The sequence below is a fragment of the Xanthobacteraceae bacterium genome (assembly GCA_019454205.1).
Lineage (GTDB): Bacteria > Pseudomonadota > Alphaproteobacteria > Rhizobiales > Xanthobacteraceae.
In genome coordinates this window covers 2,668,746-2,688,101 of record CP075369.1, presented here as the reverse complement: position 1 = coordinate 2,688,101, position 19,356 = coordinate 2,668,746, and the positions used below count along the sequence as shown (strand labels likewise).

Below are 19,356 nucleotides of genomic sequence, written 5' to 3'. Positions count from 1 at the left end.
GCTTCGAACAGGAGTCGCGTTTGCACACTGCCGTATCGCCAGCAATCTCTCCGGGTGCCTGGCCTGCTCTGGTCCTGAACGCGGACTTTCGCCCGCTCAGCTATTATCCCCTTTCCATCTGGTCGTGGCAGGACACGATCAAGGCCGTATTCCTGGATCGCGTGAACACCGTCGCGCTCTACGACAAGGCGATCCGCAGCCCTTCGCTCGAATTCCGCCTGCCGAGCGTGGTCTCGCTCAAAACGTTCGTGCGCCCTTCGCGGCATCCGGCGTTCACGCGCTTCAATGTTTTCCTGCGCGACCGCTTCTCCTGCCAGTATTGCGGCACGCGAGAAGAACTAACCTTCGATCATCTCATCCCGCGTTCGCACGGCGGATTGACTACATGGGAAAACGTCGTGACGGCGTGCTCGACGTGCAACCTGCGCAAAGGTGGAAAGATGCCGGCGCAGGCGAGCATGTGGCCGCATCAGATGCCGTTCCAGCCGAGCGTGAACGACCTGCATAAGAACGGCAGGCTGTTCCCGCCGAACTACCTGCACGATAGCTGGCTCGACTATCTCTACTGGGACGCGGAACTGGAAGCGTAAGCGCTTACGCTTTCCTGCGCACGGCGAGCAGCACCAGCAACGCCATCGCGGCGGAAATCAGCGCGTTGTATCCGGCAAGCGAAATGCCGAACAGGCGCCATGCCGCGTCGGTGCAGGACACCACCTTCACGTTCTGGATGGCTTTCAGGAGATCGCCGATCGGCGCGACGCTTGGCGCGCCGGTGCCGGCACAACTGGTAGGGCCTTTCCAGAACCCCCACTCGACGCCGGCGTGATAGACGCCCATGCTGGCGCTGACGACGAGGACAAGTGCCAGCAGCCAGAGTCCTGTTTTCACGAGCTTGTTTGAGAATCCCCAATGCGCGAGCGCTGCGACCGCGAGGCCGAGCGGGATCGCGACGTAATAAGGGATGCGCTGCTCGTAGCAGAGCGGGCAGGGGATGTAGCCGAGGCCGTACTGGAAATACCAAGCGCCTGCGAGCGCCGCGAACATCACGGCGGCTGCGATCAGGGCGGCGTTTGCGGGTCTGGTGAGGGTGTGGATCATCGGGCGGGTGCGTAACGAAGCTCGCTACTGTTGTCCAATCCGTGTTCTTTTTTTGGCGGCTTGCAGTGCACGGCGTCGCGGTTATAACTGCGGCCGTTCCCCGTGCCCCTATGGCGGAACTGGTAGACGCGCCTGACTCAAAATCAGGTGGTGGCAACACCGTGCTGGTTCGATTCCGGCTAGGGGCACCAGACTTCCCAGATCGCCGTCTCAGGCCCGGAAATTATTTCCGGAAGACCGCAATATAGACGCGCTCGTGGCTGGCGTCGGGAAGATCGCCGATGATTTCCGGTTTCGCGTAGCCGCCGTTCGCGGTCAGCGATTCGAGCAGCGCCAGCAGTGCGGGCCGCGTTGCACGGAACGGGTCGATCGGGTTGGCCTTCGTCTCCGCGTGAATCTTGCTCCACTCGACGACCAGCGCGCCGCCGGGGCGCACGCAGGTCAGCCAGTTGCCGATGGCCTTGCGCGGATCGAAGGCGTGGTCCCACGAGTTCGAGAACACGACATCCCATGCGCCATTCCATTCGGGCTTCACTTCGTGGAAGTCCCACTGAATGGTCATCGGGAATTGTGTTGCGGTGTCGGAGATTTCGGTGCCGAGCACGTCGGCGCCGCTCGCGTTGTGGAAGTATTTCTGCTCGGCGCCGTTGCGCGTGCCATGGCAGAGAACTTTCTTGATCTGCACGCCGCGCTTTTTCAGCGTGTCGCACAGATAAGCGATGTTGACTTCCTGCACCGAGAGCCAGTCGATCTTCGCCTTGTTCGCGGCGGTCTGGATCGCCTTGTAGGCTTCGTAGTCGAAGCTGCCGTCGGGCTTGCGGTAGTCGACGACCTTCACGCCGTCGCGGTCGGCCACGCGCGTCGAGCCGATGCGCTCGGAATAAATCGAGAGCGCTTCGCGGTCGTGTTTCTTTGGGCCGACAATGCCCAGCCATCGCAGGATGTTCATGGGCGGGAGCCTATGCCCGCTTCCCTTGCCAAATGCAATCTCGCGGAATCAGGGCGCGTGGCCGAGCGCCGCCCAGATCAGCGCAAGTCCGGAGCAAAGCAACATCAGGTCGAGCAGCTTAGAGAAGGTGTCGTCGCGCATGCGCATCACCAGGTATTTCCCGACAAAGGTGCCTACCATCAGCGACGAACCGACGATCACGCCTTTGATGAAGGTTTCCTGCGACAGCGCGCCGAGCCGCTCGAAGGTCGTGACCTTGGTGATGTAGATCAGGAGCGAGGCCGCGGCTTCGGTCGCGAGCAGCGCGCCCTTGAATAGCCCGGCTGCCGCGAACACCGGCACGCTCAACGGGCCGGTGGAAAGCACGATGCCGGTGAGGAAACCGATCACCGCGCCCGCGAGCGCAAGCTGCCACGGTCTTGCCTGCCAGCCGCGCTTCGCCAGCAGGTGGCGGCCCGGAATCATCGCGAGGAAAAACAGACCGAGCAGCGTGTCGATCACCGCAGGCGGCAACCGCAACAACGTGCTGGCGCCCAGCGCCGCGGCTGGAACGGCGGGTATCGAGTAGGCCAGCAGTGCGCGCCAGTCGATCTCGCGCCACCATGCAGCCGCGCGCGAGAAGTTCACCATCAGGCTTGCGACCGCCATGATCGGCACCGCCTGCAATGGGCCGAATACGAAGACCAGAACGGGAAGCAGGATGATCGAGGAGCCGGTGCCGATCACGCCCCCGATCGTCCCGGCAAAGATGCCGACGATCAGGACGAAAGCATAATCGGCCATCGGATTGCCTTTGCCGCGGCGCGCGGCGTCAGAAAACGTAGATCGCCGCGATGAACCCAAGCACGAAGATTATGAGGAAGATAACGAATATGAGTTCGAGGCGCTTCTCGATGAATTCCTTGGCGGGCGGTCCCATCCAGTAGAGCAGGCCTGCCACCAGATAAAAGCGCAGGCCTCGCGTGATCAGCGAAAGAACGACGAACCAGAACAGGTTGTACTCGGCAAAGCCCGCGGTGATGGTCACCAGCTTGTAGGGGATCGGCGTGACCCCCTTGATCAGGATGACCCAGTGGCCCCATTCCGCATAAGCCTGCCGGAAGGCCTCGGACTGCGTGCCGTAGCCGTAGAGCTGGATCAGCCACTTGCCGACCGACTCGTAGAGCAGTGCGCCGATAGCATAGCCGACCAAGCCGCCGAGCACGGACGTGATCGTACACAACCCCGCATAGAAGAAGGCGCGCTTCGGCTTCGCCAGGCACATCGGGATGAGCATGACGTCCGGGGGGATGGGAAAGACCGAGCTTTCGGCAAAAGAAACCGCCCCAAGCGCCCACGGCGCGGAGGGACGGCCCGAAAGCGCCAGAACCCAATTGTACATTCGGCGCAACATGGGTGGTTCTCTATCGGGGCAGCGGGGGCGAGTAAAGGCGAAGCGAAGGGAACGTTCCGGCGAATGAAACGCGATCATGTTTCATGCGTTGCATGTTTGCCGCGGCTGCTAATTTCGTGCGCAGGGATGCGGCGGGAAGGCTTGCTCTCGACGACGCCTTAGTCTTTTCTTCGTGTGCGGCGAGGATAAGACGGGAAGTTCGCGAAACCGAACCAACCCGTGGCTCTGCTAACCGCTGCGGCGTGTTCCGCTACCGGAATACGTCGAGGAGAACGGATGAAAAATCTGGAGGCAATCGCGCGCTGGGTTGGCGCGGGGAGCTTGCTATTCGCAGTCCTCGCCGCCTGCTTCGCCGTGTTTGCATTTCGTCCGGCGACCGCCCAGCAAACGCCGCCCGCGCCCCCAGCCGTACAGCAGGATATCAAGGTTCGCTTCACGCTGGATCGTCCCATCGACGGCACGGCCGCGCCGCTTCTTCTCGCGATTGAGCGTGGATACTTCAAGGCGGAAGGGCTGGAGGTCACGGTCGACGCAGCGGTGAATGCGTTCGACGGTATGACGAGGCTGGCGCTGGCAAACGGGGCCGCCGAACCGACCCACGACATGAGCTTCGGCGACATCAATTTTCTGATGCGCTACCGCGACCAGAACCCGCCGACCGGCATCAAGGCGGTGTTTATTGTCTACGACAAGCCGGCCTATGCGCTGATCGGGCGGCGCAGCCGCGGCGTGCAGTTTCCGAAAGACCTGGAAGGCAAGCGCCTCGGCGCGCCGGGGATCGATCCTGCGGGTTCGGTCTGGCCGCTGTTCGCGCGGCTGAACAGTGTCGATGTATCGAAGGTGACGGTGATGAATGTCGGGCCGCAGGTGCGCGCGCCGATGCTGGCGGCGGGCGAAGTAGACGCCATCGCCGGCAATTCGTTCTCCGCTTTCGTGGACCTCAAAGACCGCAGCGTGCAGCCGGAAGATATCGTCGTGCTGCTGATGGCCGACTACGGCGTCACGCTTTACGGCAGCGCCATCCTGGCCAGCGCCAAATTCCAGACCGAGAAGCCGGATGCGATCCGCGGATTCCTGCGGGCATATGTGAAGGGGGTGCGCGACACCGCTGCCAATCCGAGCGCGGCTATCGACATCGTGCTGACCCGGATGCAGGGCGCGCGCAAGGAGGTCGAACTGGAGCGGCTTCAGATCGCGCTGACGCAGAACATCAAGAAGTTCGATCCGAAAGATACGGCGGTTGGCGGAGTCGATCCGCAGCGCTTCGCGGCCGGCATGGAGCAACTGGGCACGATCTATAGCTTCAAGAACAAGCTGAAAGCCGAAGACATCTTCGATGCGCAGTACCTGCCTGCGCCGCCCCCCGCGGCCGCGCCTGCGCCCAAGCAGCCGCAAAAGAAAAAGGGCAAATAGGCGGGAACGTCTCGGCAACGGGAGCGGTTGGCCCTAGATTGCGCGGCGTCCGCCTTAATCAAGCCGCCGTCATCGCCGACCTAGCGCCGAGCGAAGCCACTTCCAGCCAGACCGCATGACCTTCATCCGTCTCTATTCCCGCGTGCTTGCGATGCTTGGGCCTCAGGCCCGGCTCGGCGTCATCCTCGCGATCGCGAACATCCTGCTGGCGGTCGCCGCCTTCGCGGAGCCGATTTTGTTCGGCCGCATCATCGACAACCTGATCGCCAGCCAGACCAACAAGCAGATGCCGACCGTCGAAACGCTCGGTCCGCTGCTCGCGGCATGGGTCGGCTTCGGACTGTTCACCATTGCATCCGGCGTGCTGGTCGCGCTGCACGCGGATCGGCTCGCGCACAAGCGCAGGCTTGGCATCATCACCGGCTATTTCGAGCACGTCCTGCACCTGCCGCTTGCGTATCATGGCGGCACCCATTCGGGCCGCCTGATGAAAGTGATGTTGCAGGGCGCTGATGCGCTCTGGGGCACGTGGCTTTCGTTCTTCCGCGAGCAATGCGTCGCGCTGGTGTCGCTGTTCGTGCTGCTGCCGATCGCGATCACGCTGAACTGGCGGCTCGGATTGCTGCTCGTGATTCTCGTCATCATCTTCGCGGTGCTGACCAGCTTCGTCATCAACCGCACGATCTCGATGCAGCAGCGCGTGGAGAGTTTCCACTCCGATCTCGCGGAGCGCGCGGCGGACGCGCTTGGCAATATCGCGCTGATCCAGAGCTACACGCGCACCGAGGCGGAAGTGACCGGCATGCGCAACGTCGTCGAGCGCCTGTTGGAGAAGCAGCTTCCGGTGCTGTCGTGGTGGGCGCTGGTCGCGGTCGCGACGCGCGCGGCGACCACGATCACCATTCTCTCGATCTTCCTCGTCGGCGTGTGGCTCTACACGCATAACCTTACGACCATCGGCGAGATTGTGACCTTCGTGAACATCGCGGCGCTGTTCATCGGCAAGCTGGAGCAGACCGCGAGCTTCGCGAACCGGCTCGTCACCGATGCGCCGCGCTTGCAGGAGTTCTTCGACGTTCTGGATGCCGCGCCGTCGGTTCACGACAAACCGAATGCGATCGAGATGCCACGCCCGCGCGGCGCGGTCGATTTCGAGCACGTCTCGCTATCCTATGACGGCAAACGCGCGGCGGTCGACGACATTTCGCTGCACGCCGATCCGGGCGAATCGATTGCGCTGGTGGGCGCGACCGGCGCGGGCAAATCCACTGCGCTCGCGATCATGCATCGCGCCTTCGATCCGCAGAAGGGCGCGGTCAAGATCGACGGTGTCGATATCCGCGACTACAAGCTGACCTCACTGCGCAGGAATATCGGCGTGGTGTTTCAGGAAGCGCTGTTGTTCGACCGTTCCATCGAGGAGAACCTCAAGGTCGGCAAACCCGACGCGACCGACGCCGAGATCGACGATGCGCTACGCCGCGCGCAGGCCAAGGAATTCATCGCGCGCCTTCCCGAAGGGCTGAAGTCGAATGTCGGCGAGCGCGGACGCGCGCTTTCCGGCGGCGAGCGCCAGCGCCTCGCGATTGCCCGCGCGCTCCTGAAAAATCCGCCGATCCTCGTACTGGACGAAGCCACCAGCGCGCTCGATGCCGGCACGGAATCGCTGGTGCAGCAGGCGCTGGAAGAAGTGATGAAGGGCCGCACCACCTTCGTGATCGCGCATCGCCTGGCGACGATCCGCAACGCCGACCGCATCCTTGTCTTTCACGAAGGCAAGATCGTCGAGAGCGGTTCGTTCGACGAACTGGTCGCGAAGAACGGGCGCTTCGCGCAACTCGCGAAGGCGCAGTTCATGGTCAGCGAAAAAGACAACGCGAAGCAGCCGGTATAGCTGCTTCGCGTTTTTTCTGCGTTCGCTTGGCGGGTGTCAGCGCAGCCGTTCGAGAATCGAAACGTAGTTCGCGACCGCGGCGCCGCCCATGTTGAAGATGCCGCCGAGCGAAGCGTTCGCGATCTGCATGTCGTTCGCCTCGCCGCGCAGTTGCAGCGCCGTCATGGCGTGCATGGAAACGCCGGTCGCGCCGATCGGGTGACCCTTCGCCTTCAAGCCGCCGGACGGATTGACCGGCAGCTTGCCGGTTTTTTCCGTGATGCCTTCGGCAATCACGCGCGCGCCTTCGCCCGGTTTGGCGAGGCCCATCGCTTCGTATTCGATCAGTTCGGCCACGGTGAAGCAGTCGTGGGTTTCGACGAAGGAGAGATCGTAGATGCCGAGGCCCGCTTCTTTCAGCGCGCGCTTCCACGCTTCGGCGCAGCCCTCGAACAGCACGATGTCGCGCTTCGACATCGGCAGGAAGTCCTGCACATGGGCGGTGGAGCGGAACGCGATGGCCTTGCCGCCGAGCTTCATCGCGGTCTCGACATCGGCCAGCACGATGCCGGCCGCGCCGTCGGAGACGAGCGAGCAGTCGGTGCGCTTGAGCGGCCCGGCGACGAACGGATTTTTCTCGCTCTCGTTGCGGCAGAAGTCGTAGCCGAAATCCTTGCGCATCTGCGCGTAGGGGTTCACTACGCCGTTCTTGTGATTCTTCGCCGCGATGCGCGCGAGTGCGTCTGACTGGTCGCCGAAGCGCTGGAAGTAGTTACCCGCGATCTTGCCGAACACGCCGGCGAAGCCCATCGGCGTACCGCCGTCTTCCGGCAGGTAAGAAGCGCCGAGCAGGATGTTGCCGACTTCCGCGCCCGAAACCTTCGTCATCTGTTCGACGCCGACGACCAGCACGACACGGGCGGCGCCGGCGCGGATCGACTTCAATCCCTGATGCACGGCCGCCGAACCGGTGGCGCAGGCGTTCTCGACGCGGGTCGCCTGCTTGAAGCGCAGTGCCGGATCGGCCTGCAGCACCAGCGAGGCGGTAAAATTCTGGGGAGTGAAGCCGCCGTTGTAGTGGCCGAGCACGATCTCATCGACGTCGCGCGCTTCCAGCCCGGCGTCCTTCAGGGCGTCGTTTGCGACCTTCACAACGAGGCTTTCGACGCTTTCGGCGTCCAGTTTTCCGAACGGGGTGTGGGCGATGCCGACGATACAGGCGGTCATTGGAGTTCCCTCAGGCCATATTTGCTGCTTTTTCAGACTATAGACGGCCTCCCGCAGCGCGGCGAATGCTTTGCGTGCAACGCGGATCGGCGTTAGGAAAGGAGCCGGCGGTCGAGCGGGTATATGGCCCCCACCCCGACACAGGGAACAAGCGAAATTCGATGTTGGCAGGCTGCATCCGCAAGATCGCAACCGGACTGGCGGGCGTTTTGGCGCTCTGCACGGCTGCGTCGGCGGGTCCCTACATCCTGATCGAGGCGGACAGCGGCAAGGTGATCTTGGAGCAGGACGCGGGACGGCCCTGGCATCCGGCTTCCGTCACCAAGTTGATGACCACCTACCTCACGTTTCAGGCCATCCGCGAAGGCAGGATCAACAAGTACACGCTTCTGAACATTTCGCCGTTCGCGGCGTCCACGCCGCCGTCGAAATCGGGCTTTCCTGTCGGAAAGCAGATCACGGTAGATAACGCGCTCAAGCTCCTGATGGTGCAGTCGGCGAACGACATGGCGGTGGTGCTGGCCGAAGGCGTCGGCGGCGACTACGACCGCTTCATCGCGGAGATGAACGCAACCGCGCAGCGCCTCGGCATGACCGGCACGCGCTTCAAGAACCCGCACGGACTTCCCGACGAAGAACAGGTGACGACCGCGCGCGACATGGCAATTCTCGCGCAGGCGATCATCAAGGAATACCCGGAACACGAAATGCTGTTCCGCATTCCTTCGCTCATCGTCGGCAAGCGCATGCTGCGCAATTTCAACCGCCTGATCGACCGTTATCCCGGCGCCGACGGCATGAAGACCGGCTTCATCTGCGCTTCCGGCTTCAACCTCGTCGCCAGCGCGCACCGCGGCGACAAACGCCTGATCGCGGTGGTGTTCGGTTCCATGAACGCCACGCGACGCGCAGAAGAAGCCGCGATGCTGTTCGAGCGCGGCTTCCAGAGCGGCGCGGGGTTGGAAATTCTGCTCGGCGGCTCGAAACCGGTCGTTGCGGTTGCCAATCTCCAGCAAGACCCGGTCAACCTCTACGACACGATGTGCGGCCCGAACCGTAAGAAGCGCCGCGCGGCGGCGATGTCGGACTCCGGCGACGAACACGATGACGACGACGATACCATCGTCGAGACTCCGGAAGACGCGCTGCGCGCATTGAAACGCAACCGCGCCAACCTGTTGGTCGAACTGCCGCCGTCGATGAAACCGATCCGCGTCTATCTCGGTCCCGCGCGCGACGAGCGCGGCCGCCCCATCCGCATTGCCGCGAACGGGCAGGAAGAAGTCGTCGCGGAAGAACCGAAGGCGAAGGGCAACAGGAACTCGGCCTTTGCGCCGTTCCCGGACGGCTTCGGCCCGCAGGACAGGCCGGAGAAGCCGCTTCGCCTGCCGCGCATCGCGCCGATGCCGATGGCGCGGCCGGCGAACGCTTCGTGAGCGAAACTCCCGCGAAGCGCGCGGGTCCGCCGGAGCCGATCCCGCTCAATGTTTTCACCGGCTTCCTCGGCGCGGGAAAAACCACGCTGCTCAACCGGCTGCTGAAAGACCCGGCGCTCGCGGATACGGCGGTGCTGGTGAACGAGGTCGGCGAGATCGGCATCGACCACAATCTCTACGAAGTGCTCGACGACGACGTGGTGCTGCTCTCCAGCGGCTGCCTGTGCTGCGCGGTGCGCGGCGATCTCGTCACCGCGCTGGAAAATCTTCTACGCGGACGCGACAACAACCGCATCAAGGCGTTCAAGCGCGTGGTGATCGAAACCACCGGCCTCGCCGATCCGGCTTCGGTACTGCATGTGCTCATGACGCACCCCTATCTCGTGCTGCGCTATCGCCTCGACGGCGTGATCACGCTGGTCGATGCGGTGAACGGGATGCAGACGCTCGACCAGCATGAAGAAGCGGTGAAACAGGCGGCGATGGCCGACCGCATCGTGCTGACCAAGGTAGATCTCCTGCAGGACGAGCCGGGCAAACGTGTGCTTGCGGAATTGCGCGAACGGCTCCGCAAGCTGAATCCCGCCGCCATCGTGCTCGATAGCAACGCGCCGGCCAACGAGCTGCTCGGTGCGGGACTTTACAACCCGGAGCGCAAGATTCCGGATGTCGCGCGCTGGCTGCGCGAAGAGGCGGTGCTTGCCGCGGAAGAAGAGGCGCACGACCATGCGCATCATCACGGTCACGGCCATCACCACCATCATCACGGCCATACCGATCCGCACGACCGGCCGTCGCGGCACGATGCCTCGATCAAGGTGTTCAGCATCGCGACCGACCAAGCGGTTCCGCTCGCCGCGCTGGAGATGTTCCTTGACCTGATGCGCTCGGCGCATGGCGACAAGCTGCTGCGGCTGAAAGGCATCGTGCGTTTGCAGGACGATCCTTCGCGGCCGCTGGTGCTGCATGTAGTGCAGCATCTCATGCATCCGCCCGCGCGGCTGGAGGCGTGGCCGGACGCGGATCAGCGCACACGCATGGTCTGCATTACGCGCAATCTCGCGCCCGACACCGTACGGCGGATGTTTGCCGCGTTTCTGGGGACGCCGCAGGTCGATACGCCGGACCGCGCCGCGCTCGAAGACAATCCGCTCTCGCTGCGCGGGCTTTAATTCGCTGCACTGCGGCTTGCGGAGCGGCCTCCGCTACCCGATTGTTCCCGTTACGGAAGGCGCCGTGAAGTGCGCCGCCAGGGGAGCAAAGCATGGGTCTGTTGCAAGAGTTCAAGTATCTGCGCGGCGCGCTTAGAACGCTGCGCAAGACCACACCGATCGCGAAAAATCCAAAGCGCGTATTTCCGTGGGTGATCGAGGAACTCGCGAAGCGGTACGGCGACAAGGAAGCTCTCATCTCGGACCGCGAGCGTTTCACCTACCGCGAACTGGACGAGCGCGCGAACCAGTATGCGCGCTGGGCGCGGGCGCAAGGTGTGGGCAAGGGCGATGTCGTTTGCCTGCTGATGCTGAACCGGCCCGAATACATGATCGCGTGGCTCGGCATCCTGCGCGCGGGTGGTTTGGTGGCGCTGCTCAACACCAATCTCACCGGCACGCCGCTGGCGCATTCGATCTCCATCGTTTCGCCGAAGCATGTCATCGTCGACTCGCGACTGATGCGCTCTTTTGAAAGCGCGAAAGCGCAGCTCACGGTGCAGCCGAAAATATGGGCGCATGGCGAGGGTGGCGGCGAGTATGAGCGCCTCGAACCGGCAATCGCCGCGATGGACAAGGCCTCCATCCCGCAGGCGGACCGGCCCGATCTCGACATCAACGACCGCGCGCTCTTTATCTATACGAGCGGCACCACCGGTCTGCCGAAGGCCGCGAACATCAACCACTACCGGCTCATGCTCATCACCCACGGCTTCGCGGGGGCGATGGCGACCACCGCGTCGGACCGCATGTACGACACGCTGCCGATGTACCACTCGAACGGCGGCCTGATCGCGACCGGCGCGACTCTGCTTTCCGGCGGCACGGTGATCATTCGCGAGAAGTTTTCCGCGCGCGAGTTCTGGGACGACTGCGTGAAGTGGAAATGCACGCTGTTCATCTATATCGGCGAGCTGTGCCGCTATCTCGTCACCGCGCCGCCGAGCGAAGGCGAGAAGAAACACACCATTCGTTTGTGCTGCGGCAACGGCATACGGCCCGATGTTTGGGGTCCGTTCAAGGAGCGCTTCCGGATTCCGGTGATCCTCGAATTTTACGGTGCGACCGAAGGCAATGTCGCGAGCTTCAACTTCGACGGCACGCCGGGCGCAATCGGCCGTTTGCCGAAATATCTCGCGCATCGTTTCCCGACCCGCATCGTGAAGTTCGACGTGGAAAAAGAAGAGCCTGTCCGCGACGCGCAGGGACGCTGCATTGTTTGTGACGCGGGCGAAGCGGGCGAGGCGATCGGACAGATCATCAACGACGCCAGCAAACCGGCGAACCGGTTCGAGGGTTACGCCGATACCGAGGCGACCAAGAAGAAGGTGCTGCGCGACGTATTCGAGCAGGGCGATGCCTGGTTCCGCACCGGCGACCTGCTGCGGCAGGATGCGAAGGGATATTTCTACTTCGTGGACCGCATCGGCGACACGTTCCGCTGGAAGGGCGAGAATGTTTCCACCAACGAAGTCGCGGAGGCGTTCACGGTGTTTCCGGGTATCGACGAAGCGACGGTCTATGGCGTGCCGGTGAAGGGCTACGATGGCAAGGCGGGCATGATCGCGCTGGTGGCGCAACATGGCGTCGATTTTTCCGCATTGCGTTCGCATGTGAGCAAGTCGTTGCCGGAATATGCACGGCCGATTTTCGTGCGGCTTCGGCGCGAACTCGACGTCACCGGAACTTTCAAGCAGCGCAAGGTCGATCTGGTGAAAGAAGGGTTCGATCCCGCGGCCATCAAGGACGAACTGTATTTCTACGACGGTGCGCAGGGCGCTTATGTGCCGCTCGATAAATCGCTCTATGAGCGGATACAGTCGCGCGCGTTCCGGTTATAAGCGGAGCATGACAAACAACACCACACCCGAAGCCATTCTCTCGTTCTGGAACGATGCTGGCGCAGAGCGCTGGTTCAAGTCCGATCCGGCGTTCGATGCGGAAATCAGGCAGCACTTCGCTTCGCTTTATGAAGTCGCCGCCGCGGGCGGCCGTGACGACTGGGCGGCGACGCCGGACGGCGCGCTCGCACTCGTCATTTTGCTGGATCAGTTTCCTCGCAACATGTTCCGCGGCACGCCGGGCATGTTCATCGCCGATGCGAAAGCGCGCGAGATCGCGGATACGGCGATTGCGGCCGGATATGACGCCGCGGTTTCCGGCGAGCTGCGTAGCTTTTTCTATCTGCCGTTCATGCATTCGGAGCGGCTCGCTGATCAGGAGCGCTGCGTCGATCTGATGAAGCTGCACGGCAAGCAAGAAAACATTAAGTATGCCGAGATCCACCTCGACGCGATTGCGCGGTTCGGTCGCTTTCCGCACCGGAACGAGATGCTCGACCGTGAATCCACTCCGGCCGAGGTGGAATATCTGGCGAACGGCGGATTCGCTGGCTGAAGTCTACGATTCCCTGAACGGTTTCTTAACGGCACTCTGATACCTGTCGATAAAACGAGGGCGAAGGCTCCGGGACAGGGAGACTCGGCTTGGCAATTGCCGGTCAGAATCAGCATGAGGCGCGAAGCCTGCGCGATAACGCGCGGGCTTTGATTGCGCGCGTATGGGGCCTGTTCACGGGCGGAAGCGATCATTCAATCGCTCGGCGCGGGGCAGCCACGGCTTTTCTTATTCGCGTCGCCGGCGCGTGCGTAGCCTTCCTTTCGCAGATCGTGCTTGCGCGCTGGATGGGGCGCTACGAGTTCGGCGTCTATGTTTATGTGTGGACGTGGTTGCTGCTGATCGGCAGCCTCGTTCCGCTCGGTCTTTGCACTGCCGCGCAGCGTTTCATTCCCGAATATACGGCGAAGGGCGATTACGAGCGGGTGCGCGGATATATCTTCGCGAGCCGCTGGCTTTGCGTCGCGATTGCGACCTTTGTCGCTGCAATCGTGATCGGTGGGCTATTTGTCTTCCGGCGCTACCTCGACAACCATTATGTCGTGCCGCTGGTTTTGATGTGCGCGTGTCTGCCGATGCACGCGCTCAGCGCCGCGCAGGACGGCATCTCGCGTTCCTATAACTGGATCGATATGGCGCTGGCGCCGGGCTACATCGTGCGCCCGCTGGTGATCCTCGCGTTCATGGCGGGATTCCACTTTGCAGGCTTTCCGAACACCGCGCTCTACGCGATGGCGTCCACCGTGTTCGCGTACTGGATCGTGACGGTGTCGCAACTGCTCATGATGCGCAGCCGCCTCCGCGAGAAGGCGCATGCCGGCCCGCGCAAGTACGAAATCAAGTTCTGGCTGGCGACCGCGTTTCCGATCTTTCTGGTCGAGAGTTTCTATTTCCTGCTGACCTACACCGATATTCTGGTGCTCGAAGCCTTCGTCGAGCCGGACGAAGTTGCGGTCTATTACGCGGCGACTAAAATTCTGGCGCTGGTCGTGTTCGTGCATTTTGCGGTTTCGGCGGCGACCGCGCACCGTTTCGCGGAATATCACATGGCGGGCGAGCGCGAGAAGCTGGAGCGTTTCCTCAACGACTCCATCAAGTGGACGTTCTGGCCGTCGCTCGCGGGCACGCTGTTGCTGCTCGCGGCGGGCAAGCCGCTGCTGAGCTTGTTCGGCGAAGGTTTTGCGAACGGTTACGGGCTGATGTTCGTGCTGGCGCTCGGCCTGCTCGCGCGCGCGGGGGTCGGACCGGTGGAACGGCTGCTGAATATGGTTGGCGAGCAGAAAATCTGCGCGACGATCTATGCGCTCGCTTTCATCGCGAACCTGTCGCTATGCTTCATCCTGATCCCGCACTTCAAGCTCTATGGCGCGGCAATCGCGATCTCGGCGGCGATGATGTTCGAATCTGCGATGCTGTACCTGGTCACGAAGCGTAAGCTCGGCCTGCACGTCTTCGTCTGGCGCAAGCCTTAATTTTTCTAGGCGCGACCTTCTCCGAGAGCCGCCTCGCCCGCTTCGGGAGCGCGCCGTTATCACACCTGTTCGCGCAATAAACGGCGGATGACCTTGCCGGTCGTCGTCATCGGCATCGCTTTCACGAAAGCGACCTCGCGCGGATATTCGTGCGCGGCGAGCTTGGTACGCACGAAATTCTGGATCTCCGACGCCAACTGCTCGTTTGCGGCAAAGCCCGGCTTTAACTGCACGAAGGCTTTCACGATCTCGGTGCGGAGCGCATCGGGCTTGCCGACCACCGCGGCGAGCGCGACCGCCGGGTGGCGGATCAGGCAATCCTCGATCTCGCCCGGACCGATGCGATAGCCGGCCGAGGTAATCACGTCGTCGTCGCGGCCAACGAAATGGAAATAGCCTTCCGCGTCCTGCACGCCCTGATCGCCGGTCAGCATCCAGTCGCCGATGAATTTTTCCTTCGTCGCCTGCTCGCGCTGCCAGTATTCGAGGAACATCACCGGGTTGGGACGCTTCACCGCGATCTGGCCGAGTTCTTCCGGCTCGCAGACATTTCCATCCTCGCGGATCACCGCGACTTCGTGGCCGGGCACCGCCTTGCCGATTGCACCGGGCTTCGAGACGCCGAGCATCGCGCAGGAGGAGAGCACGAGGTTACATTCGGTCTGACCGTAGAATTCATTGATGACGAGGCCGAAAGTTTCCTTGCCCCACTCGTAGGTTTCGGCGCCCAGCGACTCGCCGCCGGAACCGAGCGTGCGCAGCTTCACGTCGTGCCTGCCGCGCGGGCTTTGCGCCGAGCGCAACATGCGCAGCGCCGTCGGCGGGATGAAGACGTTGCGGATGCCTTGCTTCGCCATCAGCGCATAGGCTTCGTCGGGATCGAACTTGTCGAACTTACGCGACACCACCGGCACGCCGTGGTGGAGCGAGGGCAGCAGCACATCGAGCAGGCCGCCCGCCCACGCCCAGTCGGCGGGCGTCCAGAACAGGTCGCCCGGCTGCGGAAAGAAATCGTGCGGCAGTTCAACGCCCGGCAGGTGGCCGAGCACGACGCGATGGCCGTGCAGTGCACCCTTCGGCTGGCCGGTCGTGCCTGAAGTGTAGATCATCAGGCCCGGATCGTCCGGCGTGGTCGCGACGGCGCTGAAATCCGCGGAAGCCTTTTCGATCAGCGTCCTGAAATCCTCGACGCCGTTCTCCGCGCCATCGACCGAGACGACGAGCTTTAGTCCCGGCGCTTCGCCGCGGATTTCCGCGACCTTCGCCGCGCCCGCCGCATTCGTGACGATCGCCTTCGCGCCGGAGTTCTGGAGGCGATAGGACAAGGCGTCGGGACCGAACACGATGGCGATGGGCAGCGCGACCGCGCCGAGTTTGTAGATCGCGGCATGGGTCGAGACGACTTCCGGCGACTGCGGGAGATAGACCGCGACACGGTCGCCGCGCGCGACGCCGTGCGCGCGCAGCGCGTTCGCGAGACGGTTGGAGTTCTCGCGCAGCCAGTCGAAGGAATAGTTGTCACTGCGGCCATCCGGATGGACATGGACGATCGCTGTGCGCGACGGCTCTCGTGCCGCCCATTTGTCGGAAATGTCGGCGCCGATATTGTATTGCGCCGGTATCTGCCAGCGGAAGTTGCGCGTCAGTTCTGCAAAGGTGGACGCCTTGGGGAGCATTTCACTTCTCGGCGGATCGCGGTTTTGCCGGGAAGCGTTGTAGCGCTACTTGTCCGGTTCCGCGAGTACGAGCGCCCAGAACACCTTGTATTTGGAGTTCGGCGCATAGGCGGTGGCGATGCCGACGCGGGTCGCGCCGGGCAGCAGCATGTTCTTGTTGTGGGACGGGGAATCGCGCCAGCCGGAGAACGCCTCCGCCATGGTGTGATAGCCCGCGCCGATATTTTCCGCCGCGCGCTGCGCGTCGAAGCCGGAAGCCTTCAGGCGCTTGGTGAAATTGCGTCCGCCCGGATCGTGCGTGACCTTGTTCGCCTTCGCCATCAGTCGCGCCTGTTCCTCGGCCATCGCCTGTAATTTCGGATCAGTTTCGAGTGGCGGCAGGCCGTTCTTGCGGCGATAGTCCGAGATCAGCGAGATCGCCGCGGGCACGTTCAACTTCACGTCGCCGCGCGAAAGGTTGTCGTAGAAAGCAGGCTGGCCCTGCGGCGGTTCCGCAGTCGCGCAACCGGAGATGAGCGCGCCGAGCAACAGGCAAACGGTACTGTTCATGATGATCCGCCGCATAAGGGTTCGGGTATGGCGCTAAACGCTTAACGCTTGCTTTCCGCGTCGTCGGGCAGGCGATTGGATGCGAGTTTCGGGGCATTCGAATCGGGAACTTCGTCTTCCCTGTCGTCGGGCGAGACCGGCTGGGCTTCCGCCTTGCGGATGCGGGCCTTCCGGAACGCGCGCAGGATTTCAAAGTTGAGGTCGCTTTTGGTCTGGGTTGCGACCGTCACGTTATCGATCAGGCAACGCAGCTCGAAGCCGAGGTTGTCGCCGTCGATGTTGAGCAGCATCACCTTCGGTTCCGGCTGCTTCACGACATGGGGATGGTCGTTCGCGATTTTGAGCAGAATGTCGCGCACGCGGTCGACATGCACCGTCGCCGGAACACTGACCGGGATCTTGATGCGCGAAAGCGTGTTGTGGTGCGTCCAGTTCGTTACCGCGCCGGTGACGAGTTCGGTATTCGGGATGATGAGCGTGGCGCGGTCGAAGGTTTCGACTTCCGTAGAGCGCACCGAGATGCGGCGGATATAGCCGTCCTGGCCCTTCACGTTGATGAGATCGCCGACCTTTACCGGGCGCTCGGTGAGGAGAATCAGTCCCGACACGAAGTTCGAGACGATGGCCTGCAAACCGAAACCGATACCGACCGAAAGTGCACCCGCGACCAGCGCGATGTTTTCGAGGTTCAGTCCTAGCCGCGCCAGCGCGAAGGAAATCGCCGCGATCACGCCAGCATAGCCGGCAATGGTGGCAATCGAATTCTTCAGGCTGGTGTCGAGCCGGGTGCGCGGCAGCACCGCATCGTTGAGCCAGCGTTGCAGCACGCGCGACAGCAGGATGCCGATGACGAGAATGACCACCGCAGAGAAGATGTCGTAGAGCGAAATCCGCAGCTTGCCGAGTTCGATTCCGAACGAAGCGCGGTCGAAGCTCGTGATCAGGTCGGTGAGCGAAGTGCCCCAGTTGCCGAGCACGAGAAACAGCGCGACCACGACGATGAACACGCGCGCCGCGCCCGCCAGCAACACGGCGGCGAGATCGAGGCTCGACGAGCGGATGCCGAGCGTGGAGGCGAGGGCGCGTCCGCGTTCGCTGCTCGCGTGCATGCCTTCGCCGAAATAGGCGTTGATGAGCGTGAGCAACGTATAGGCCGCCGCGATGACGATGGCGGCATGGATCAGGCGGCTGGTGAGGAACGACGCGAGCCAGACATAGCCCATGATCGCAGCGCCGAGGATCACGATGGACGCGATCCACAACACGAGGCGCAACCAGTTCGGCGCGACCTCGCCCTTGGCGCTCATGCTGTCGCCGCGGGTTTTCATCAGGGCGTAAATGATGTTCGCGGCGATCAGTCCCGCCATCAGCACGCTGGTCGCTGCGACGAGGATGCGCGGCGCGCCGAGGCTGCGATGGATGACGTTCAGCGATGCGCCGACGGCGGCGATCAGCAGCGTATAGGTCGTGAAGCTGTAGAGGCGCGCGGCGGCTTCGTCGCTGATGGCGAAGATGCGGCGGGGCGCATCTGCCGGCCGCAGTAGCGCATCGGCCAGCGCGCGGCCTACGGCATACAGCGTTGCCGCGGCGAGGATGCCGAGCAGCGCAGCGTGGCCGTCGCCAACGATGAAATCGAACGACGAGAAAATCTCGATTACCGCGTAGCCCGCGAGCGGCAACGCGGCGGCGCCGAGAATTGCATCGCGTACGGCGGCCTTGGCGCGGCGCAGCCGCGGCAAGGGTTTGTCACCATCTTGCGCGGCAGCCACGCTGGAAAGGCGGCGGCGAATCCATCCCTGCGAAAAGAAAATGCCGAAGATCGCGGCCGCGCTCGCGGCCAGGGCAATCGCGATGCTTTGCGTGAAGCCAGGCAGTCCTTTCACAACTGCGAACCAGTCGGAGGCGGTCTTCGCAATCAGTTTGGCTTCCGTGGGAATGGCCTCGATTACGCCAAGCCAGAGTTTCGGATCGAGCAGGCTGGTAGTGCGCTCGAACAGGCGGTCGGCAAGACGCGCGCGGCGAAGCTCGTCGATGCGCGAGGCGATCTGGTCGCCGCGCAGCACCAGCACGCGCGCCTGTTTGATCAGCGAATCGATTTCCGACTGGAGTTGCGTTTGCTTCTTGCGTTCGCTGGCGATGCCGGGCTCTTCCGGTTTGTCAGCAGCGGGTGCAGGACCCATCGCTTTCACGCGGTTTTCGATTTCCGCGAGCCGCGGTTCCAGATCGCTGATGCGTTGCTGCAGCTCGTCGCGCAGCGGTTCGATGGCGTTGCGCAGACGCTGCAATTCCGCGCGGCGGCTAGTCGTGCTGATTCCGCTTTCGACATAATCGAATACGGCGCGGATGGTTTCGAGGCGAGCGCGGATGTCGGCGAAGTTTACGTCCTGCGCGTTCGCAACCGGCGGCGCAAACAGGAATGCGCCGAGCAGGGCGAGCGCCGCGAGGAACAGGCGTGGCGTTTTTTTGCCAGTCGTCAAAGCGTACATGAATTGGATTGCCGGTGTTTATTGCCGCGAGGGCTTATTCTCGCGAAGGCTTGGCCGAACGATGTGGCCGTATTGCGATTGGCGGTCCCGGAGGGAATCGAACCCCCGACCTTCGGTTTAGGAAACCGCTGCTCTATCCGGCTGAGCTACGGGACCGTATATCGCCAGTCCGTCTA

The 19,356-nt window shown here is 62.9% G+C and carries 16 protein-coding genes and 2 tRNA genes; 9 read left to right on the top strand and 9 right to left on the bottom strand.

From position 1 onward, the window contains the following. Positions 1 to 20 precede the first annotated feature (20 nt). Positions 21 to 590, top strand: a complete 570-nt coding sequence (locus KF794_13525) for an HNH endonuclease (GenBank protein ID QYK44760.1) — start codon at positions 21 to 23, stop codon at positions 588 to 590. Between the two features lie 4 nt (positions 591 to 594). On the opposite strand, the gene KF794_13520 is transcribed toward KF794_13525, so the two are convergent. Next, on the bottom strand, positions 595 to 1,098 hold the full coding sequence (locus tag KF794_13520; GenBank protein QYK44759.1) for a disulfide bond formation protein B: 504 nt from the start codon (positions 1,096 to 1,098) through the stop codon (positions 595 to 597). Positions 1,099 to 1,202: 104 nt separating this feature from the next. On the opposite strand from KF794_13520, the gene KF794_13515 reads away from it, so the two are divergent. Then, a tRNA-Leu gene (locus tag KF794_13515) sits at positions 1,203 to 1,289 on the top strand. 32 nt (positions 1,290 to 1,321) lie between these two features. Here the strand turns inward: KF794_13515 and KF794_13510 are convergent. Genes KF794_13510 through KF794_13500 form a run of 3 tightly spaced genes read right to left on the bottom strand, consistent with a single transcriptional unit; the run spans position 1,322 to position 3,440 of the window. Further along, a complete protein-coding gene (locus KF794_13510) occupies positions 1,322 to 2,047 on the bottom strand; it encodes a hypothetical protein (protein QYK44758.1) in 726 nt (241 codons plus the stop codon). Between the two features lie 48 nt (positions 2,048 to 2,095). Continuing rightward, entirely contained in the window at positions 2,096 to 2,830 is a 735-nt protein-coding gene (locus KF794_13505) for a sulfite exporter TauE/SafE family protein (protein QYK44757.1), read from the bottom strand. 28 nt (positions 2,831 to 2,858) lie between these two features. After that, complete coding sequence (locus KF794_13500; protein QYK44756.1) at positions 2,859 to 3,440, bottom strand: DedA family protein; 582 nt, start codon at positions 3,438 to 3,440, stop codon at positions 2,859 to 2,861. Positions 3,441 to 3,716: 276 nt separating this feature from the next. On the opposite strand from KF794_13500, the gene KF794_13495 reads away from it, so the two are divergent. Continuing rightward, a complete protein-coding gene (locus KF794_13495) occupies positions 3,717 to 4,853 on the top strand; it encodes an ABC transporter substrate-binding protein (GenBank protein ID QYK44755.1) in 1,137 nt (378 codons plus the stop codon). Between the two features lie 115 nt (positions 4,854 to 4,968). Then, the gene (locus KF794_13490; GenBank protein ID QYK44754.1) at positions 4,969 to 6,747 is read left to right on the top strand and encodes a glucan ABC transporter ATP-binding protein/ permease; all 1,779 of its coding nucleotides are present in this window, start codon (positions 4,969 to 4,971) and stop codon (positions 6,745 to 6,747) included. Positions 6,748 to 6,783: 36 nt separating this feature from the next. On the opposite strand, the gene KF794_13485 is transcribed toward KF794_13490, so the two are convergent. Next, positions 6,784 to 7,953, bottom strand: a complete 1,170-nt coding sequence (locus KF794_13485) for an acetyl-CoA acetyltransferase (GenBank protein ID QYK44753.1) — start codon at positions 7,951 to 7,953, stop codon at positions 6,784 to 6,786. A 161-nt stretch (positions 7,954 to 8,114) separates the two neighbouring features. Between KF794_13485 and KF794_13480 the strand changes: the two genes are divergently transcribed. From KF794_13480 to KF794_13460, 5 genes are all read left to right on the top strand, one after another. Then, positions 8,115 to 9,389, top strand: a complete 1,275-nt coding sequence (locus KF794_13480; GenBank protein ID QYK44752.1) for a D-alanyl-D-alanine carboxypeptidase — start codon at positions 8,115 to 8,117, stop codon at positions 9,387 to 9,389. Continuing rightward, entirely contained in the window at positions 9,386 to 10,561 is a 1,176-nt protein-coding gene (locus KF794_13475; GenBank protein ID QYK44751.1) for a GTP-binding protein, read from the top strand. The genes KF794_13480 and KF794_13475 overlap by 4 nt, the downstream gene beginning before the upstream one ends. 92 nt (positions 10,562 to 10,653) lie before the next feature. Continuing rightward, positions 10,654 to 12,441: a long-chain-acyl-CoA synthetase gene (locus KF794_13470; protein QYK44750.1), complete on the top strand. Its 1,788-nt coding sequence runs from the start codon at positions 10,654 to 10,656 to the stop codon at positions 12,439 to 12,441. 7 nt (positions 12,442 to 12,448) lie between these two features. Further along, on the top strand, positions 12,449 to 12,997 hold the full coding sequence (locus KF794_13465; GenBank protein ID QYK44749.1) for a DUF924 domain-containing protein: 549 nt from the start codon (positions 12,449 to 12,451) through the stop codon (positions 12,995 to 12,997). 128 nt (positions 12,998 to 13,125) lie between these two features. Further along, entirely contained in the window at positions 13,126 to 14,469 is a 1,344-nt protein-coding gene (locus KF794_13460) for a lipopolysaccharide biosynthesis protein (protein ID QYK46711.1), read from the top strand. A 59-nt stretch (positions 14,470 to 14,528) separates the two neighbouring features. Here KF794_13460 and KF794_13455 read toward each other — a convergent pair whose 3' ends face one another. From KF794_13455 to KF794_13440, 4 genes are all read right to left on the bottom strand, one after another. Beyond that, complete coding sequence (locus KF794_13455; GenBank protein ID QYK44748.1) at positions 14,529 to 16,145, bottom strand: acyl-CoA synthetase; 1,617 nt, start codon at positions 16,143 to 16,145, stop codon at positions 14,529 to 14,531. A gap of 45 nt (positions 16,146 to 16,190) precedes the next feature. Next, the gene (locus tag KF794_13450; GenBank protein ID QYK44747.1) at positions 16,191 to 16,694 is read right to left on the bottom strand and encodes a CAP domain-containing protein; all 504 of its coding nucleotides are present in this window, start codon (positions 16,692 to 16,694) and stop codon (positions 16,191 to 16,193) included. Positions 16,695 to 16,735: 41 nt separating this feature from the next. Next, positions 16,736 to 19,180 (bottom strand): mechanosensitive ion channel family protein, encoded by a 2,445-nt coding sequence (locus KF794_13445; GenBank protein ID QYK44746.1) that lies wholly within the window; start codon positions 19,178 to 19,180, stop codon positions 16,736 to 16,738. Between the two features lie 79 nt (positions 19,181 to 19,259). Next, positions 19,260 to 19,336, bottom strand: a tRNA-Arg gene (locus tag KF794_13440). Positions 19,337 to 19,356: the final 20 nt, after the last annotated feature.

What these genes read in the sequence shown, in the direction of transcription:
- KF794_13520 (QYK44759.1), bottom strand. Translation starts at nt 1,098, where the DNA reads ATGATCCACACCCTCACCAGACCCGCAAACGCCGCCCTGATCGCAGCC.
- KF794_13505 (QYK44757.1), bottom strand. Translation starts at nt 2,830, where the DNA reads ATGGCCGATTATGCTTTCGTCCTGATCGTCGGCATCTTTGCCGGGACG.
- KF794_13495 (QYK44755.1), top strand. Translation starts at nt 3,717, where the DNA reads ATGAAAAATCTGGAGGCAATCGCGCGCTGGGTTGGCGCGGGGAGCTTG.
- KF794_13480 (QYK44752.1), top strand. Translation starts at nt 8,115, where the DNA reads ATGTTGGCAGGCTGCATCCGCAAGATCGCAACCGGACTGGCGGGCGTT.
- KF794_13490 (QYK44754.1), top strand. Translation starts at nt 4,969, where the DNA reads ATGACCTTCATCCGTCTCTATTCCCGCGTGCTTGCGATGCTTGGGCCT.
- KF794_13470 (QYK44750.1), top strand. Translation starts at nt 10,654, where the DNA reads ATGGGTCTGTTGCAAGAGTTCAAGTATCTGCGCGGCGCGCTTAGAACG.
- KF794_13445 (QYK44746.1), bottom strand. Translation starts at nt 19,180, where the DNA reads ATGTACGCTTTGACGACTGGCAAAAAAACGCCACGCCTGTTCCTCGCG.
- KF794_13465 (QYK44749.1), top strand. Translation starts at nt 12,449, where the DNA reads ATGACAAACAACACCACACCCGAAGCCATTCTCTCGTTCTGGAACGAT.
- KF794_13450 (QYK44747.1), bottom strand. Translation starts at nt 16,694, where the DNA reads ATGAACAGTACCGTTTGCCTGTTGCTCGGCGCGCTCATCTCCGGTTGC.
- KF794_13510 (QYK44758.1), bottom strand. Translation starts at nt 2,047, where the DNA reads ATGAACATCCTGCGATGGCTGGGCATTGTCGGCCCAAAGAAACACGAC.
- KF794_13485 (QYK44753.1), bottom strand. Translation starts at nt 7,953, where the DNA reads ATGACCGCCTGTATCGTCGGCATCGCCCACACCCCGTTCGGAAAACTG.
- KF794_13455 (QYK44748.1), bottom strand. Translation starts at nt 16,145, where the DNA reads ATGCTCCCCAAGGCGTCCACCTTTGCAGAACTGACGCGCAACTTCCGC.
- KF794_13500 (QYK44756.1), bottom strand. Translation starts at nt 3,440, where the DNA reads ATGTTGCGCCGAATGTACAATTGGGTTCTGGCGCTTTCGGGCCGTCCC.